Source organism: Acidimicrobiales bacterium, assembly GCA_016716005.1.
Lineage (GTDB): Bacteria > Actinomycetota > Acidimicrobiia > Acidimicrobiales > JADJXE01 > JADJXE01.
On the sequence record JADJXE010000001.1, the window covers coordinates 1,827,047 to 1,844,356 of the forward strand.

Here is a 17,310-nt window from a genome sequence, read left to right on the forward strand (position 1 = left end):
CTCCCGCCCCGCGCCCGGGGCCCCGTCACGACGGCGACGAGGTCTCGTCGACCTCGTCGCCGTCCCGGGGCCGTTCCGGTCGACGAGCCAGCACCACGGCGCCGATCACGGCGATGACCAGCAGGACCGAGGTGACCTCGAAGGCGAACACGTAGTCGGTGAACAGCGACCGGGCCAGGTCGGCGGTGTTGCCGGCGCCGCCGGCGTTGGCACCACCGACGCCCTCGGCCCCGGTGGCCGACGTGGACCCGCTGAAGATCGCGGCGACCAGCAGGGCCAGCACCGCCCCGACCGCGAGCAGCGCGACCGGGCGCTGCAGCTTGATGGGCTCGGAGAGCAGGTTCTCGCTCCGGTCGACCCCGAGCAGCATGATCACGAACAGGAACAGCACGACGATCGCGCCCGCGTACACGATCACCTGCACCGCCGCGAGGAACTGCGCGTCCTGGGCGATGAAGAGCACGGCGATGCCGAAGAGGGTCATCACGAGCATCAGCGCGGCGTGAACCGGGTTCCGGGACAGGATGACGCCGAACGCCCCGGTGAGCACGATGACGGCGCAGACGACGAAGACGGCGACGTCCATCAGCCCTGCCCTCCGGCCGGTTCGTCGGCGGACTGGCCCTGCTCGGGCGCCCGCACCCCGTAGCCCAGCTCCCCGGACCAGGCCACCTGGCCCTCGAACGAGGCGTCACCCCCCGGGGCGGTGGCTCGCATCCAGCCCGAGGTGTGCAGGTCGTCGCCGGGCCGCCAGTCCTCCCAGGGGAGCTGCCTCGGCCTGCCCTCGTCGTCGACGAGCAGCTCCGCCTTGGTGTAGATGGCGTCGGCGCGGCTGGTGAACGAGAACTCGAAGAGCTTCGACTCGGTGATCGCCTCCGTGGGGCACGCCTCGACGCACAGGTCGCAGTGGATGCAGCGGAGGTAGTTGATCTCGTACACGAACCCGTAGCGCTCGCCGGGGGAGACCGGCTCGTCCTGGGGGTTGTCGGCACCGCGCACGTAGATGCAGCGGGCCGGGCACACGCCGGCGCACAGCTCGCACCCGATGCACTTCTCCATGCCGTCCTCGTAGCGGTTGAGGACGTGCCGGCCGTGGAAGCGCTCGGGCTTCGGCCGCTTCTGCTCCGGGTACTGGGTCGTGACCCGCGTGTCCCAGAGCTTCTTGAACGTGACGACGAAGCCCTGCAGGTAGCCCATCAGAGGGTGACCTCCCCGCTCTCGCGGAGCTTGGCCGCGGCCCGCAGGGCCGCACCGATGAGCCACCAGCACGCCACCAGGACCACGAACCCGATGCCGGTGACGAGGGCCAGGCTCCAGTCCTCCTCGCGGGCGACGCGGATCGCGGCCAGCAGCAGCAGCCAGCCGAAGGCCAGCGGGATCAGCAGCTTCCAGCCCAGGTCCATCAGCTGGTCGTAGCGGAACCGGGGGAGCGTGGCGCGGAACCACACGAACATGAAGAGGAAGATGAACAGCTTCAGCACGAACCAGAAGACGCCCCAGAGCCACGGGGGACCGAAGCCGGGCTGGGGGCCCGTGGGGCCGCCGAGGAACAGGGTGACCACGATCGCCGACATGGTGACGGTGTTCATGAACTCGGCCAGGTAGAAGAGGGCGAAGCGGATCGACGAGTACTCGGTGTGGAACCCGCCCACGAGCTCCTGCTCGGCCTCGACCAGGTCGAAGGGCGGACGGTTCAGCTCGGCGGTCGCGGCGATGATGAAGATCACGAACGGCACGACGCCCGTGACCCAGAGGTTCCAGCTCCACGGGGACTGCTCGACCACCATGGTGTGCGTCGACAGCGAGCTGGCCACGAGCACCACGGCGGCGACCGCCATGCCCAGGGCGGCCTCGTACGACACCATCTGGGCCGAGGCGCGCACCGAGCCCAGCAGCGGATACTTCGAGCCCGACGACCAGCCGGCCAGCATCACGCCGTAGACGGCGATCGACGACATGGCCAGCACCAGCAGGATGCCGATCGGCGGATCGGCCACCTGGAGGTAGGTCTCCTGCCCGAGGATCGTCACCGTGCCGTTGCCGCCGTCGACGAAGGAGCCTCCGACGGGCACGACGGCGAACGTGACGAACGCCGGGATCAACGACAGGAAGGGCGCCAGCTTGAACACGAACCGGTCGGCCCGGGCCGGCTGGAGGTCTTCCTTGAAGAACAGCTTGATGCCGTCGGCCAGCGTCTGGAGGAGGCCCCACGGTCCGGCCCGGTTGGGGCCGATGCGGTTCTGCATGTCGCCGATGAGCTTGCGCTCGAACCACACCATGAACAGCACCGACAGCATCAGCAGCACGAAGGCGACGACGACCTTGATGAGGACCACGAGCACGACCGTGCCGTCGACCCCGTCGATGAAGAGCGGATCCATGGCTACAGCGTCTCCACGCGGACGTCGGTCACGGGGGCCGCCACGTCGATGAGCTCGGCGGCGGCGACGTCGGGCTGCCCGAACGCCAGCACCGCGGCGCCGCGCGGCACTGCCGCGTCGGCCACCGCGGCCACCACCACGCTCCCGCGGGAGGAGCTCACCCGCAGCCGACCCCCGGAGACGCCGATGCGTTCGTGGTCGTAGGGGTTCAGGCGCAGCACGGTGGGGCGCGCCAACGCCGCCAGCGACGGCGAGTGGCGCAGCGACGTGCCCCGGTCGTAGAGGGTGCGGCCCGCGACGAGGCGCAACGAGTACGAGTCGGGCGGCGGCACCTGCCCCCCGGCCGGCGGCGCCGAGAACGAGAGCACCTCGGGCAGCGCAGCTGCGGGGGGCGCCTCGGGCTCCGGCTGGTCGGCCTCGGGCACGTCGGCGACCTCGACGCCCTCCAGCCCCTCCGGGGCCTCCGGCTCGGGCCCGCCGACCGCCTCAGGCCCGGCGTCGACGCCCTCGCCCGCAGCGCCGACGGCCACGGGTGCCGACGGGAGCGGCACGAGCATGCCGTCGGACGCGGCCGGCGACTGCAGGACGGCCCAGGACAGCCCGCGGTGAGCCGGCGAGACCCGTCCGATCTCGTCCCACGCGGCCCCGACCGACTCGATGCCCAGATCGGCCCCCAGGCGGTGGGACAGCTCGGCGGCGAGCATCCAGTCGGCCCGGGCGGTGCCCGGCGGGGTGATCGCCTGGCCGAGCGTGCTGATCCGCCCTTCGAGGTTGGTGGTGGATCCGGCCTTCTCCGCATAGCCGGCCGCGGCCAGCACCACGTCGGCCCGGCGCGACGACTCGGTGAGGAAGAGGTCGACGGCGACCACCGTGGCCGCACCGGCCAGCCCGCGCTCGGCCAGCGACCGGTCGGGGAAGTCGTTCAGCGGATCGGCACCGAGCAGCACCAGGCAGCCGATGCGGCCCTGCGCGGCGGCCCCGAGCACCCCGGCCGCGTCGAGCCCCCGAGCAGCCGGCACCGACCCCCAGGCCTCGCGGAACCACTCGCCCCCTGACTCGAGCGTGACCCTCCCCGGCAGCAGGCCGGGCGCCAGGCCCAGGTCGAGGGCGCCCCGCACGTTGCCCCGCCGCACCGTCGTGAGGAACCGCGCCTGCGGGAAGGCGGCCAGGAGCGCGGCCGCAGCGTCGACGAGGGGCTCGGGCGACTCGGCAAGCGACGCCCGGCCGAGCACCACCACCAGGCGGCCGTCGCGTGCCCGCTCCAACACGGCCCGGCCGGCCGAGAGGTCGTCGGGAGAGAGGCCGGCGGCGGATCCCGGCGCATCACCCAGCAGGGCCCGCACCGCCATGGCCGCCTCGCCGGGCCGGTAGCGCAGCGACGCCGCGGTCGACGGGGTGATGCCCGTGGCCGTGGGGGCGAGCTCGAGCAGCGCGACGCGACGGATGTCGGCCGCCTGGCGCAGGCGGAGGAACAGCACCGGGAGCTCTTCTTTGAGGTCGGGCCCCAGCAGCACCACCGCGTCGGCACCGCAGGCATCGTCGATGGTGGCGGCGGGGAGGCCCAGGAGCGCCTCGGCGGGAAGGCCGTCGCCCAGCTGGCAGTCGACGTTGTCGGTGCCGATCACGCCCTTGGCCAGCTTGGCCCAGGCGTACGCGTCCTCGTTGGTGAGGCGGGCACCGCCGAGCACCGCCACCGACGACGGCCCGCCCCGCTCGACGGCCGTGGCGATGGCCGCCGCGGCGCGGTCGAGCGCCTCCGACCAGGACGCCTCGACCAGCTCGTCCGCCTCGGAGCGCACCAGCGGGGCGCCGAGCCGGTCGTCGCTGTGGATCGCCTCGAAGTCGAACCGGCCCTTGTCGCACAGCCAGCCCCAGTTCACCGGGTCGAGGTCGACCCCCTGGTAGCGCAGCACGCGGTCGCGCGACGTCTGCACCGTGACCCGGCAGCCCACCGAACAGGTCGTGCACGTGCTCTCACGCTGCTCGAGATCCCAGGGCCGAGCCCGGAACCGGTACGGCGCGGCGGTGAGCGCGCCGACCGGGCAGATCTGCACGGTGTTGCCGCTGAAGTAGCTGGCGAACGGATGGTCGGGGAAGGTCAGGACCTGGGTCTGGTTCCCCCGCTCCGTGAACGAGATGAGCGGATCCCCGGCCACCTCGGACGCGAAGCGCGTGCAGCGGTCGCAGAGGATGCAGCGCTCCCGATCGAGGTAGACGAGATCGCTGATCGGGATGGGCTTCTCGTAGTGGCGCTTCTCCTCCACGAAGCGGCTCTCGCCCGGGCCGTACGCCACGGTCTGGTCCTGCAGGGGGCACTCGCCGCCCTTGTCGCACACCGGGCAGTCGAGCGGGTGGTTCACCAGGAGGAACTCGAGCACGCCGTCCTGGGCCTTCTTGACCGTCGGCGAGTCGGTGGTCACCTGCATGCCCTCGGAGACCGAGACCATGCAGGACACGCCGAGCATGGGACCCCGGCCCGTGTCGATGTCGACCAGGCACATGCGGCACATGCCCACCGGCGACATCCGGGCGTGGTAGCAGAAGTGCGGGATGTAGATGCCGTGGCGCTCGGCCGCCGCGATCACCAGCTCGCCCGGCTCCGCCTCGAGTTCCTTGCCGTCGACGATGATGGTGACGGTCTTCGGCCGCGAGGTGTCAGGCATGGACACCCACCTCCGCCCGCGTGCCGCGACTGATGTAGGCCTCGAACTCGCCGGGGAACCGGCGCACCGCCGACGCGATCGGCGACACGGCCGACGGCCCGAGGGGGCAGATGGTCGTCTGGCGCGGCGGCCAGGCGATGCCCGGGCTGATGTTGTCGCACACGTCCATCAGCAGGTCGAGGTCCTCGGGCCTCCCTGCGCCGATGACGATGCGCTCGAGGATCTTCTCGAGCCACGTGGTGCCCTCGCGGCACGGCGTGCACTTGCCGCAGGACTCCCGGGCGAAGAAGCGCACCACCCGCAGGCAGGCCCGCACCGCGTCGGTCGTGTCGTCCATCACGACGATCGCGCCCGAGCCGAGCATCGAGCCGGCCTTGTCGACGGTCTCCTTGTCGAGCGGCAGGTCGACGTGCTCCTCGAAGAACCACGGCGCCGAGGCGCCACCGGGGATGAAGGCCTTGAGGGCCCGCCCCCCTCTGATCCCGGCGCCGTACACGGGTGCCTCGAACAGGTCGCGGAAGGTGGTCTTCCCCAGCTCGACCTCGTACACCCCGGGTCGGTTCACGTGGCCGGACAGCGCGAACATCCGGGTGCCGGCCGAGGCGCCCTCGCCCAGGTCGGCGAAGGCCTGACCGCCGTTGGCGACGATCCACGGGAGGTTGGACAGCGTCTCCACGTTGTTCACGACCGTGGGCTGGAGGTACAGGCCCTTGGCCGCGGGGAAGTACGGCGGCTTGAGTCGCGGCATGCCCCGGTTGCCCTCGAGGCTCTCGATCAGCGCCGTCTCCTCCCCCACGATGTAGGCCCCCGCGCCCCAGTGGAGCACCACGTCGACCGAGAAGTCGGTGCCGCACACGTTCGCGCCGGCGTAGCCGGCGGCGTAGGCCTCGTTGAGCGCCGACGCCAGGCGCTCCTGCGCCAGCGCCATCTCACCCCGCACGTAGAGGAACGCCTGGGCCGCGCCGACGGCATAGGCCGCGATCACCACACCCTCGATCAGCTGGTGGGGATCGCGCTCCATCAGGAGCCGGTCCTTGAACGTGCCCGGCTCGCTCTCGTCGCCGTTGACGACGAGGTAGCGGGGGAAGACGCCGGGCGGGCAGAAGCCCCACTTGACCCCGGCGGGGAACCCGGCGCCGCCCCGCCCGAGCAGCGACGCGGTCTTCACCTCGGCGGTGACCTGCTCGGGGGTCATCGCGGTGACGGCTCGCCGCAGCGACTGGTACCCGCCCGACGCCTCGTAGCCCCGCAGCGTGTGCGCCGCCGGGTCGTCGAAGCGCGAGGTGATGATCTTGGGGGCGTTGGTGACGGCCATCAGATCCTCTTGTCGACCTCGGCCTGGGCGGCGATCCCCGTGCCCGCCCAGCGGCCCGGGCCCACCTTCTGGCGGACGCGGGCGAGGATGCCGTGCCGGGGCACCTCGGCCTCGAGCCGCCCGGCGCGCAGGTCGTCGAGCAGCTGGTCGAGAGCCTCGGGCGTCAGGTTGGTGAAGTAGCGGTAGTTCACCTGCAGGCAGGGCGCCTCGGTGCAGGCCGCGATGCACTCCACGTCCTCGAGGGTGAACATCCCGTCGGGCGTGGTGCCGCCGGGCTTCACACCCAGGCGCTCCTCGGCGTGCTCGAGCAGCTCCTCGCCGCCGAGGAGCAGGCACGAGATGTTCGTGCACACGTTCACGAGGTACCGCCCGACGGGTTCACGCTTGAACATCTCGTAGAAGCTGCACGTCCCCAGCACCTCGGCCGGCGTGACCCCGAGGAGCTCGGCGATGTGCTCCATCGCCTCGTCGGTGATCCAGCCGTCCTGCTCCTGGGCCAGGTGCAGCAGCGGGATGAGCGCCGACTTGGGGCGCGGGTAGCGGGCGACGAGCTCCTCGGCGATCTTCACGTTGTCGGGCGTGAGACGCGGCATCAGCGATCCACCTCACCCATGATCGGGTCGACCGAGCTGATCACGGCCACGCCGTCGGCCATCAACCCGCCCCGCATCATGTGGGGCAGGCACTGGAGGTTCACGAAGCTCGGCGGTCGGATGTGCATGCGATACGGCGTGGACGACCCGTCCGAGACCAGGTAGCAGCCGAGCTCGCCCCGGGGCGACTCCACGGCCACGTACACCTCCCCCTCGGGCACCTTGAAGCCCTCGGTGAAGATCTTGAAGTGGTGGATCAGGGCCTCCATCGACTCGTCGATGCGGGCCCGCGGCGGCGGCGTGACCTTCTTGTCCTGGATCCGGTAGTCGCCGCGGGGCATGCGATCGACGATCTGGCGGATGATGCCCATCGACTCGCGGATCTCGTTGAGGCGGATGGCGTAGCGGTCGAAGCAGTCGCCGTAGGTGCCGACGATGACGTCGAACTCGACCTGGTCGTAGGCGAGGTACGGCAGGTCGCGCCGGAGGTCCCAGGGGACGCCGGTGGAGCGCAGGATCGGGCCCGTGGCCCCGAGGGCCAGCGCTTCCTGGGCGGTGATGATGCCCACCCCCTGCAGCCGCTCGCGGTAGATCGGCTGGCCGGTGAGGAGCGTGTCGTACTCCTCGAGGTGATCCGGGAGCAGGTCGAGCGCCCGGGCGAGCCCGTCGCGCCAGCCGTCGGGCAGGTCGGCGGCCACCCCGCCGGGGCGGATGAAGTTGTGGTTCATCCGCAGGCCGGTCACCTGCTCCAGGAACCGGAGCGCCTCCTCGCGGTCGCGCCAGCCGAACAGCATCATCGACACCGCTCCGATGTCCATGCCGTTGGTGGCCATGAAGAGCAGGTGCGACGAGACGCGGTTCATCTCGCTCAGCAGCATCCGGATCCAGACGGCCCGCTCCGGCACCTCGATCTCCAGCAGGGTCTCCACCGCGGTGGAGAACACCAGCTCGTTGAACAGCGGCGAGGCGTAGTCCATGCGGGTGACGTTGGTCCCGCCCTGGAGGAAGGTGAGGGACTCGGCCGTCTTCTCCATGCCGGTGTGGAGGTAGCCCACGATGGGCTTGGTCCGCAGCACCGTCTCGCCCTGGAGCTCGAGCATGAGCCGCAGCACGCCGTGGGTGCTCGGGTGCTGCGGGCCCATGTTGATGAGCATCGTCTGGTCCTCGCCCGGCTCCTCCTCGGCGGCGGCCGCGGCCTCGGCCTCGGACAGCCGCAGGACCGAGCCGAGCTCTCGCATCAGCTCGGCCGCGCCCAGCTGGCTGCGGGGCACCATCTCCTGGGCGCCCTCGGAGGTGTCGGCGTGGGGCTCGTGCACGACGGTCATGGCTGCACCACCGCGGTCGGGGGTCTCACCGGGCCTCGGGGGCGCCCTTGAACTGCACCGGGATCCGGCCGATGTCGTAGTCCTTGCGGAGCGGATGGCCGATCCAGTCCTCGGGCATGAGGATGCGGGTGAGGTCGGGGTGCCCCTCGAAGGAGATGCCGAACATGTCGAAGACCTCGCGCTCGGGGGCCTCGGTGCCGGGGAACAGGTCGAACAGCGACGGCAGCGAAGCGTCGTCCTCGGGCACCTGGACCCGGACCCGGACGCGCTCCCGCCGCTGCATCGACAGGAGGTTCACGACCACCTCGAAGCGCTCCGGGGCAACGCCGTCGGGCAGGGCGCGACCGGCGGCCGTGAGGTAGTCGACGGCCGTCAGGTCGACGCACACGTGGAACCCGTCGTCGATCAGGCCACGGATCACGTCCAGGTAGGTGGCGCCGGTGGGGTGGACCACACGCTGGCCGCGTGACCACGTCACCGGGGCGCCGTGGACCTGCTCGGGCTCGGGCTGGCGCTCGGGGTTGACGTCGGCGGCCGCTCCGCGGTCGTCGGTGCGGGCGTCGGTCATGGCGTCGTCAGGCCGGGCTGCCGAGCCGGACCGGCGTGACCCCGGACGGCGCAGGGGGCACCACGTGCACCCCGGCGCCGGCGCCGCTCGCCCCGCGGCGGCGGGTGAGCTCACCGCTGTCGATCAGGCCGTGCAGCGTCACGATGGCGTGGAGGAGGGTCTCGGGGCCGGGCGGGCACCCCGGGGCGTACACGTCGACGGGCACGACCTGGTCGACGCCCTGGACGATGGCGTAGTTGTTGAACATGCCGCCGCTCGATGCGCACACGCCCATCGAGATGACCCACTTGGGCTCCATCATCTGGTCGTAGATCTGGCGCAGCACCGGCGCCATCTTCTGCGAGACCCGGCCGGCGACGATCATGAGGTCGGCCTGGCGGGGCGAGGCGCGGAAGACCTCCATGCCGAACCGGGCCAGGTCGTAGTGCGCCCCACCGGCGGCCATCATCTCGATGGCGCAGCAGGCCAGGCCGAAGGTGGCCGGCCAGGTGCTGTGCGACCGGGCCCACTTGACGAGGCCCTCGAGGGTGCCGGTGAGGAAGTTGTGCTGGAGGCCCTCGAGGCCGTCCGACAGCAGGCCGGGCTTGTCGGCCATCAGGCCGCGACCCCGGGCTCCCCGGCCTCGCGCCCCTCGAGGCCGACCCGGCGCACCGTGGTGGCCGCGGTGCGGCCCGAGGAGACCGCACCGAGGGCGGGGACCACCCGCTTCACGGGGCCCCAGTCGAGACCGCCCTTGGCCAGCTCGTAGACGAACGACAGGAAGAACACCGCGCTGAAGAACAGCATCGCAGCCAGACCGAACCACCCCAGCTCGCGGTGGAGCACCGCGTAGGGGTAGAGGAAGATGATCTCGATGTCGAACATGATGAACAGCATCGCCACCAGGTAGAACTTCACCGGGAAGCGCTCGGGCGCCTCCCGGCCGGGGACGATGCCGCACTCGTACGGAGCCTCCTTGGCCGCCGTCGGCTTGCGCGGCGCGAGCAGGTGGCTCGCCACCCGGCTGATCCCGCCGAAGAGTCCCGCCAGCACGACGAGCGCCAGGACCGGCAGGTACTGGTCCATCGCTACGACCTCACGCCTTCTCCAGCGCCGCCGACCGGTGCTGCTCGGCCAGTTGATCGCGCCGGTGGAGGGTGTACGCGAGAACCAGGAAGATGGCGAGGGAGCCGAGGGTGATCATGGCCGACGGGAAGCGCTTGTCGCCCAGGTCGCGGACCATGAGCATGTAGGTGGCCGGCTGCGACGTGTCGGCGACGGGCGCCGGCGGGGCCTTGCCCGGCTCGGTGATCTGGGGCACGGCCGGGTACACCTGGACCAGGGCGTAGTGGGGCCGGTGCAGGAGGGAGAGGAAGTAGGTCTCGCCGCCCTTGCGGTACACGTTGGCGACCACGTAGTCGCCGGTCGCCTCGAACACGCCGGTGTCGGGGTCGATGAAGAAGGCGTCGGCGGCCGCCACGGCCTGGCCGCGGCCCGGGTCGTCGGCGGGCAGCGCCTCCCACGCGGTGAGGTCGGGGTCGCTGATCAGCAGGTCCGAGGACGCGTTCTCGAAACCGCCGGACACGATCTCCTCGGCCTGCCAGCTCGGCTCGGTGCCCTTGAGCCCGATGCCGTACACCCACCAGATGCCGCCGAGGATGGTCATCCAGCCGAACAGCCCGGCCAGGGCGATCAGCATGCCCAGGCGGGCGCCGCTGTTGGTGGCCAGCAGCAGCCAGGTGGACCCCATCAGCACCAGGACGGCGATCAGCACCGCCGTGATGCCCCGGATCTCGGGCTCCCACCCGAAGGCGAGGACGTTGGACATGGCGCCGAGCAGCATCAGAGCCCCCGCTCGTAGTCGACGATGGCCTGGACCTGCTCCTCGGTGAGGATCTGGCCGAAGCCGGGCATGCGCCCGCTGCCCTGGCCGTTGACCCCGTAGACCTTGCCGTTCTCCGAGCCGTTCTGGATGAACTGCACCTGGCTCGACACGTCGGGGAACTGGCGCACGGTGGAGCCGCCCGTGAGGTTCGGGCCGAACGCCCCGCCCCCCGACACCTGCGGCTCGCCGAACGACCAGCCCCGGGTGTGGCAGCGGGCGCAGTTGTACGCGCCCTGCCCGGCGGTGAGGTTGAACAGCGCCTCGCCCTCGCTGTCGTACTGGCCCGAGGCCATGGCCGTGTCGAGGGCGGCCTGCACCTCGGCCTGGGCCTCTTCGGGGGTGATCTGGAACGACTTGATGTACTCGATCAGGCTGTCGATCTGCTGGTCGTTCATGGGGCCGCCGCCGGCCAGGCCCCACGCCGACATCGGCGAGAACGGCCGGCCGTAGACCAAGATGTAGCGCAGCTCGTCCTCGCTGAACTTGTAGAGGACGGTCTGGAGCGCCGGGGCGCTCCACGGCACCGTGCGCACCTCGCCGGTGAGCGGGTCGGTGAAGGTGTAGTTGGCGACACCGCCGATGCCCTCGGCGCCGTGGCACCCGGCGCAGTTGAAGCCACCGGCGGCGGTGGTGGCGAACAGCTCCTCGCCCCAGCCGGCGATCGTGGCGTCGAAGTTGGTGATGGCGCCCGACTGGCGGCCCGGCTCGGCCAGCCAGTACAGCGGCAGCCCCACGCCCACCACCACGAGGAGGGCCACGCCCCAGCCGAGGGCCCGGTCGAGGCGCTTCGTCTCGAGCTTGTCGTCGTCGTAGAAGGGCTTGCGGTTGGGGGCCAGCTCGATCTCGGACCCGACCTCGGGCTTGGCCCTGCGCAGGTTGGCGAAGACGTAGACCAGCCAGCCGAGCAGGGCCAGGACGGCGACGACGATGCCGATGTTGCGGGCGGCGTTGGCGAAGACCATCAGTGGCCACCCCCGCCGCCGACGCAGTGCGGGCCCTCGGCCTCCTGGCCCGTGGTGTTGACGCCGATCGGGGCGCCGCCGAAGATCGCGCCGGTGTCGACCGTGACCACGCCACCGTCGACCGACACCGCGAAGTGGTCCATCCCCCGAGGGGCCGGGCCGGCCTTCTTCTCACCGGCGGCGTTGTACTGCGAGCCGTGGCACGGGCACTCGAACCACTTGGAGGTGGCGCACTCGGGCACCCGGCAGCCGAGGTGCGGGCACTTCTGGTAGAGGGCGTTGATGCCCTCCCTCATGCCGGCCAGCACCGGCGGGGGGTACACCGCCTCGGCCTTGGGCAGGGCCTCCGCCGGGTAGGCGGTGAGCCAGGCCCGGCCCTCGGGCACGTAGTAGAAGCCGCCCCCGGCCTCGATGGCCTGCTGGACGTCCTCGAGCTTGCCGACGCGGATCTTCGAGCCGAAGCCCCCCTTCAGCTGCGGCCAGAGGAAGGCGATCACGGCCGTCCCGAACCCGGACAGGCCGAGGATCATGAGCGCCACGATGCTGCGGTTGAAGAACTGCCGGCGGCTCACGCCGACGGTCTCGTCGTCGGCCGGCGGTACGTACGCGACCGGGACCGAGGCCTTCTCGGCCACGGCGAGGGCAGTTCCGGTGCCGCCGACCTCGACCGCGGCCTTCTCGTAGTCCTTGCCGCGCAGCGCCACCTCCTCGGCCTCGGGGAGGGCCGCGCTGTCGCCGCGGTCGCGCTTGACCGTCTCGCGCGACAGGGCGCCGGTGGCACCGCGTGCGTCGCGCCGGCGAGCGGCCGTGAAGAGCACGGCTGCGGCCAGCACCACGAGGACGGGGATGACGATGGCCAGGATGGCGGTGGTGCTCATGTCTTCTCTCGCCTCACAGCTCGAAGAACAGCCCGTCGCGCCACGGGAAGACGAAGTTGAACCCGGGACCCCGGAAGAACGACCCGATGATCACCAGCACCGCCCAGAACATCAGGAAGACCGTGAAGATCGACACGGCGAACTTGCGGTCCTCCGGCTTGTTGCTGGGGTTGCGGTCGATGTAGGGGGCCAGCATCAGCGCGAAGAGGCCCATGCCGGGGATGGTCACGCCCGCGACCATCGGGTGGAACATGGTGAGCAGCTCCTGCAGGCCGAGGAAGTACCAGGGCGCCTTCGACGGGTTCGGGGTCTGGTTGTCGTTGGCCAGCTCGAGCAGGGGTGCGTTCACGAAGGTGGAGAACACGAGCAGGAAGGCGGTCACGCCGAGGGCGGCGACGAACTCGACCACCAGGAGGTGCGGCCAGGTGTGGACCTTGTCGACCGGCGTGGCCTTGACGTCCTGGATGGACCCGGCCCTGACCACCGTCAACAGCCGCTGGGTGTGACCGCCCGGGCCGGTGGCGACCGGGGGGGCGGCCGTGGCCACCCCGCCCGCGGTCGCGGCCGGGGCCCGCGTGGCGGCGGCTGCGGGAGCCTGTTCGCCACCCCCGCCACCGCCCGCCTTGGCCTTGGCCGCCTTGGAGCGCTCGAGGAGGTGGGCGGGGATCTTCGACTCCGCGGCCGACGGCGCCTCGGCCGAGGGGGCGGCCGAGGGGGCGGCAGCCGCCTCGGCGGCCGGCTCCTCGGCGCTGCCGGCCGACTTGGCCGCAGCCTTCGCCTTCGCCTCCTCCGCGCGCTTCCGGAGGTGCTCCGGGATCTCGGTCATGTGGTCTCTACCCCTCTCGATCCACGCCGGGACGGCCTACAGCGGCCCGGAGATGCCGCCGTCCTTGCGGACCCGCCAGAAGTGGATGGCCATGAAGATGACGATGACGAACGGGAGCATGAGCACGTGGAGCACGTACCACCGCAGGAGCGTCTCGGCCCCGATCTCCTTGCCGCCGAGCAGCACGAAGCGGACCTGGTCGCCGAACACCGGCGTGTAGCCCATCATGTTCGTGCCCACCGCCACGGCCCACAGGGCCAGCTGGTCCCAGGGGAGCAGGTAACCGGTGAAGGAGAGCAGCAGGGTGAGCGTGAGCAGGATCACGCCGATCACCCAGTTGAACTCCCGGGGGGGCTTGTAGGCCCCGTGGTAGAAGACTCGGGCCATGTGGAGGAACACCGAGAGCACCATCAGGTGCGCGGCCCATCGGTGCATGTTCCGCACCAGCAGCCCGAAGGTGACCGACGTCTGCAGGGTGTAGATGTCGTTCCACGCCTGGGTCGTGGTGGGCCGGTAGAAGAACATCAGGAAGATGCCGGTGACGGTGAGCAGGATGAACAGGAAGAAGCTCAGCCCGCCGAGGCACAGCGTGTAGCTCACCTTCACCGCGTGCCGCTTCACCTTCACCGGGTGGAGGTGGTAGAGCACGCTGTTCATGACCACGTAGGACCGGTTCCGCGGGCTGTCGCTGTAGCCCTTCCGGAAGATGGAGCCCGGCCGGAAGATCGAGTTCCAGGCCTGCGAGCCCTGCACCTTCTCGGCGAGCTGCCCGAGCTTGGCGCCGACGCCGCCGGACCCGTCGTTCATCGTCTTGGCCACGCAGATCTCCTCTAGAACCGCATCCCGTAGGCGTACCCGTGGTTGTTCGTGCGCTGGTGGCGATCGCCCGTCGCCACCGCAGCCCCGGCCTTGCCGAGGATGATGACCCCCGTGGGGCACCGGTCGACGCACAGGGCGCAGCGCGTGCACACGTCGTCGTCGATGAGGAACACGACGTGGTCGCGCGGGTCGGCACCCGGCTGCTCGGTGTTGACCGCTTCGTCGATGGCGTCGGGCGCCACCATGTGGATGCACTTCCACGGGCAGATGTCGACGCAACCCTCGCACATGATGCACTCGGACTGGTCGATGTGGATGAACTGCTTCGGCTTGACCGCCTTGGCCAGGTAGTCGGCGTCGACCTCGACCAGCACGTAGTCGTCGCGGAACTCGGGCATGGGCGGGTTGGCGTCGGTGCGGGCCACGGTTCCTAGGCCTTCTTCACCAGCGGCCGGCCGAAGGTCGACGTGGGGAGCTCGGCCGCTCGCTTCTGCTTGCCCCTCCCCTGCCAGACCGCCCACAAGGCGATCTGGCCGCCGAGGAAGACGGCGTAGATCGCAACGGCGATCAGGTCGCGCAGCACCAGGTACGACACCGTGATGGGGTAGGTGTCGAGCAGGACCCGGTCGGCGCGCCACTTCAGCTCGTTGTCGGCCCAGAGCAGCCACTGGTTGGGGACGACGCCGTACGCCACGAACATCAGTGCGAAGACGTACACCGCGCCGAGCATGGCCTCGCCCCAGGTGAGGGGCGCGCCGGGTGGGCGACGCCGCGCATACCAGACGACGCCGCCTGCCATCAGCGCGGTGACCAGAAGGGAGACCACGAAGGCAACCACGTGGCGGGAACCTCTCTCGTGAGCGGAATCACAAACTCGCCACTGCGGACCGGGGCGGCGCCCTGATCCACGTATCGTTTTCTAGCACGCGACCCGGGGGGTGGCACATCCTGCTGTCAGTCCGTCAGCGATGCCGCGCACCGCCCCGGCACGGACTTCACGTCGTCGGTCCGGCGCGGCCTAAGGTGGGCCCGACACGCACCGGATCCCCCGCGGAGGCTGCGTTGACCGAGATTCCCGAGCATCTGCTCCGGCGCTCCCGGGACCGTCGGGAGGCCCTGGGCCTCCCGACGACCGAGGGTGGCGAGAGCCCCGCCCCGGCGTCCGCAGCGCCGGCCGCGCCCGCGCCCGTCGCCGCCACGGCCGCACCGCCGGCGGCTCCCGCCGCCGCTGCGGCCGTTCCCGCCGAGCCCGCGGCGCCGACCCCCCTGCCGCCCTACGTCCAGGCTGCCAACCGACGGGTGCGGATCCCCTTCTGGGCCATCCCGGTGCTGGTGCTGCTGCCGGTGTGGGCCTTCCTGTACGCGGCCACGCTCGACTCCGAGCCACCCGCCGCCCAGGGGCCGCTGGGCCTCGGCGAAACCCTCTACACCGCCAACTGCGTCGCCTGCCACCTGGGCAACGGCGCCGGCGACGCCGAGGGCGGCGTCGGCCGCCAGCTCAGCGACGGGCAGGTGCTGCTCACCTTCCCCGACGCGCTCGAGCAGGAGACCTACATCAAGGCCGGCTCGTCCCCGGTCGGCGAGCCCTACGGCGCGGCCGACCGCCCCGGCGGCCAGCACGTCGCCCGGGGAGGCATGCCCGCCTTCGAGGGCGTGCTCACCGACGAGGAGATCGTGGCCGTCACCTGCTACGAGCGCATCACGCTCTCCGGTGCCGAGCCGACGCCCGAGTGCACCGGCGAGGTCGCGGCCGGGGGCTGAGCCCAGCCACCGGCGGGAACACACCGGCCGCTTCGCCGGTTGTCGACCCGGGAGGGACGAGAGGAGCTGTGATGTCGTCGTCCCCCCGTGACGTGCTGGTGGTCGGTGGAGGACCGGCCGGCTCGGCCACCGGCTACTGGCTGGCCGAGGCCGGCCACGACGTGCTCGTCGTCGAGAAGAAGCACTTCCCCCGCGAGAAGACCTGCGGCGACGGCCTCACGCCCCGTGCCGTGCGCCAGCTGCAGGACATGGGCCTGGGCGACCGGCTCGACGACTACCACCGCTACGACGGGCTGCGGGCGGTCGCCCACGGCATCACCCTCGAGCTGCGGTGGCCCGACCATCCCGAGTTCCCGCCCTACGGCTACGTCGTCCGCCGTCGCGACCTCGACCAGTTGGTGGCCGACAACACGGTGAAGGCGGGCGCGGCCCTGTGGACCGGCACCGAGGCGGTGGCGCCGATCGTCGAGCGGGGGCTCGTGCGGGGCGCCGTGCTCCGCCGCCAGCCCGCCGACGGCGGCCCGGCCGTCACCGAGGAGGTGCGGGCCCGCTACGTGGTGGTCGCCGACGGTGCCAACTCCCGCTTCGGCCGCGCCCTCGGCACCGCTCGGGATCGCCGGTACCCGCAGGGCATGGCGATCCGCGGCTACTACGAGAGCCCCCGCCACGACGACCCGTGGATCGAGAGCGCACTCGACCTGCGCGACCGCAGCGGCAGCTCGCTCCCGGGGTACGGCTGGATCTTCCCCGTCGGCGACGGCACCGTGAACGTGGGCGTCGGCCTGCTGTCGACGTTCCGCGACTTCAAGAACGTCAACACCACACACCTCATGAACGAGTTCGCCGCGACCGCTCCGGCGTACTGGGGGATCTCTCCCGAGACGGCGACCTGCGAGCCCACCGGGGGACGCCTGCCCATGGCCGGCTCGGTCGGCCCGAAGGCGGGGCCCACGTTCCTCGTGGTCGGCGACGCGGCCGGGTCGATCAACCCCTTCAACGGGGAGGGCATCGACTACGCGTACGAGACCGGCCGGCTGGCCGCCGACGTGCTGCACGAGGCGTTGGTGACCGGTGACGGCATGGCGCTGCAGCGCTACCCCGAGGAGCTCGACCGGCGGTTCGCCCTGTACTACAAGGTCGCCCGCCTGTTCGCGGTGATCATCGGCAAGCCTGCCCTCATGCGCGAGCTCACCCGGGTCGGCATGCAGAGCCGGAGCCTCATGGAGTGGGTGCTGCGGATCATGGCCAACCTGCTCCGCGACGACGAGCTGGGCCCGGCCGAGGCCGCCTACCGGGCCGTGGCCGGCCTGGTGAAGCTGGTCCCCGACCCGGCCGCCTGACCCCGGGCGCGCCGC

Annotated in this window: 19 protein-coding genes; 2 read left to right on the forward strand and 17 right to left on the reverse strand. The window is 71.4% G+C overall.

The window, feature by feature from the left end:
- Window positions 1-25 precede the first annotated feature (25 nt).
- The 17 genes from IPM45_08915 to IPM45_08995 all read right to left on the reverse strand — a co-directional run bounded on the left by IPM45_08915 (window position 26) and on the right by IPM45_08995 (window position 15,032).
- Window positions 26-586, reverse strand: a complete 561-nt coding sequence (locus IPM45_08915; protein MBK9179673.1) for an NADH-quinone oxidoreductase subunit J — start codon at window positions 584-586, stop codon at window positions 26-28.
- On the reverse strand, window positions 586-1,197 hold the full coding sequence (gene nuoI / locus IPM45_08920) for an NADH-quinone oxidoreductase subunit NuoI (protein MBK9179674.1): 612 nt from the start codon (window positions 1,195-1,197) through the stop codon (window positions 586-588). The genes IPM45_08915 and nuoI overlap by 1 nt, the downstream gene beginning before the upstream one ends.
- Window positions 1,197-2,381 (reverse strand): NADH-quinone oxidoreductase subunit NuoH, encoded by a 1,185-nt coding sequence (nuoH, locus tag IPM45_08925; protein ID MBK9179675.1) that lies wholly within the window; start codon window positions 2,379-2,381, stop codon window positions 1,197-1,199. The genes nuoI and nuoH overlap by 1 nt, the downstream gene beginning before the upstream one ends.
- Before the next feature lie 2 nt (window positions 2,382-2,383).
- Window positions 2,384-5,044 (reverse strand): NADH-quinone oxidoreductase subunit NuoG, encoded by a 2,661-nt coding sequence (nuoG, locus tag IPM45_08930; GenBank protein ID MBK9179676.1) that lies wholly within the window; start codon window positions 5,042-5,044, stop codon window positions 2,384-2,386.
- Window positions 5,037-6,359: an NADH-quinone oxidoreductase subunit NuoF gene (nuoF, locus tag IPM45_08935; GenBank protein ID MBK9179677.1), complete on the reverse strand. Its 1,323-nt coding sequence runs from the start codon at window positions 6,357-6,359 to the stop codon at window positions 5,037-5,039. The genes nuoG and nuoF overlap by 8 nt, the downstream gene beginning before the upstream one ends.
- Window positions 6,359-6,952 carry an NADH-quinone oxidoreductase subunit NuoE gene (gene nuoE / locus IPM45_08940; protein MBK9179678.1) on the reverse strand — a complete coding sequence of 198 codons (594 nt, stop codon included), beginning with the start codon at window positions 6,950-6,952 and terminating at the stop codon, window positions 6,359-6,361. The genes nuoF and nuoE overlap by 1 nt, the downstream gene beginning before the upstream one ends.
- Window positions 6,952-8,277 (reverse strand): NADH-quinone oxidoreductase subunit D, encoded by a 1,326-nt coding sequence (locus IPM45_08945; GenBank protein MBK9179679.1) that lies wholly within the window; start codon window positions 8,275-8,277, stop codon window positions 6,952-6,954. Before IPM45_08945 ends, nuoE begins: the two co-directional genes overlap by 1 nt.
- 25 nt (window positions 8,278-8,302) lie before the next feature.
- Window positions 8,303-8,845: an NADH-quinone oxidoreductase subunit C gene (locus IPM45_08950; protein MBK9179680.1), complete on the reverse strand. Its 543-nt coding sequence runs from the start codon at window positions 8,843-8,845 to the stop codon at window positions 8,303-8,305.
- A 7-nt stretch (window positions 8,846-8,852) separates the two neighbouring features.
- The gene (locus tag IPM45_08955; protein MBK9179681.1) at window positions 8,853-9,440 is read right to left on the reverse strand and encodes an NADH-quinone oxidoreductase subunit B; all 588 of its coding nucleotides are present in this window, start codon (window positions 9,438-9,440) and stop codon (window positions 8,853-8,855) included.
- Window positions 9,440-9,910, reverse strand: a complete 471-nt coding sequence (locus tag IPM45_08960; GenBank protein MBK9179682.1) for an NADH-quinone oxidoreductase subunit A — start codon at window positions 9,908-9,910, stop codon at window positions 9,440-9,442. Before IPM45_08960 ends, IPM45_08955 begins: the two co-directional genes overlap by 1 nt.
- A gap of 10 nt (window positions 9,911-9,920) precedes the next feature.
- Window positions 9,921-10,667 carry a hypothetical protein gene (locus IPM45_08965; GenBank protein ID MBK9179683.1) on the reverse strand — a complete coding sequence of 249 codons (747 nt, stop codon included), beginning with the start codon at window positions 10,665-10,667 and terminating at the stop codon, window positions 9,921-9,923.
- Window positions 10,667-11,671, reverse strand: coding sequence for a c-type cytochrome (locus IPM45_08970; protein MBK9179684.1), 1,005 nt, complete (start codon window positions 11,669-11,671; stop codon window positions 10,667-10,669). Before IPM45_08970 ends, IPM45_08965 begins: the two co-directional genes overlap by 1 nt.
- Window positions 11,671-12,201 carry a Rieske 2Fe-2S domain-containing protein gene (locus IPM45_08975; GenBank protein ID MBK9179685.1) on the reverse strand — a complete coding sequence of 177 codons (531 nt, stop codon included), beginning with the start codon at window positions 12,199-12,201 and terminating at the stop codon, window positions 11,671-11,673. The genes IPM45_08970 and IPM45_08975 overlap by 1 nt, the downstream gene beginning before the upstream one ends.
- A 361-nt stretch (window positions 12,202-12,562) precedes the next feature.
- Window positions 12,563-13,375 (reverse strand): menaquinol-cytochrome c reductase cytochrome b subunit, encoded by an 813-nt coding sequence (locus IPM45_08980; protein MBK9179686.1) that lies wholly within the window; start codon window positions 13,373-13,375, stop codon window positions 12,563-12,565.
- A gap of 36 nt (window positions 13,376-13,411) precedes the next feature.
- Window positions 13,412-14,182 carry a cytochrome b N-terminal domain-containing protein gene (locus IPM45_08985; protein ID MBK9179687.1) on the reverse strand — a complete coding sequence of 257 codons (771 nt, stop codon included), beginning with the start codon at window positions 14,180-14,182 and terminating at the stop codon, window positions 13,412-13,414.
- Between the two features lie 23 nt (window positions 14,183-14,205).
- Window positions 14,206-14,619 carry a 4Fe-4S dicluster domain-containing protein gene (locus IPM45_08990; GenBank protein MBK9179688.1) on the reverse strand — a complete coding sequence of 138 codons (414 nt, stop codon included), beginning with the start codon at window positions 14,617-14,619 and terminating at the stop codon, window positions 14,206-14,208.
- 5 nt (window positions 14,620-14,624) lie between these two features.
- Window positions 14,625-15,032, reverse strand: a complete 408-nt coding sequence (locus IPM45_08995; GenBank protein ID MBK9179689.1) for a hypothetical protein — start codon at window positions 15,030-15,032, stop codon at window positions 14,625-14,627.
- 224 nt (window positions 15,033-15,256) lie between these two features.
- Here IPM45_08995 and IPM45_09000 point away from each other — a divergent pair, with 224 nt between their 5' ends.
- Entirely contained in the window at window positions 15,257-15,955 is a 699-nt protein-coding gene (locus IPM45_09000) for a cytochrome c (GenBank protein ID MBK9179690.1), read from the forward strand.
- Between the two features lie 71 nt (window positions 15,956-16,026).
- Window positions 16,027-17,295 carry a geranylgeranyl reductase family protein gene (locus IPM45_09005; protein MBK9179691.1) on the forward strand — a complete coding sequence of 423 codons (1,269 nt, stop codon included), beginning with the start codon at window positions 16,027-16,029 and terminating at the stop codon, window positions 17,293-17,295.
- Window positions 17,296-17,310: the final 15 nt, after the last annotated feature.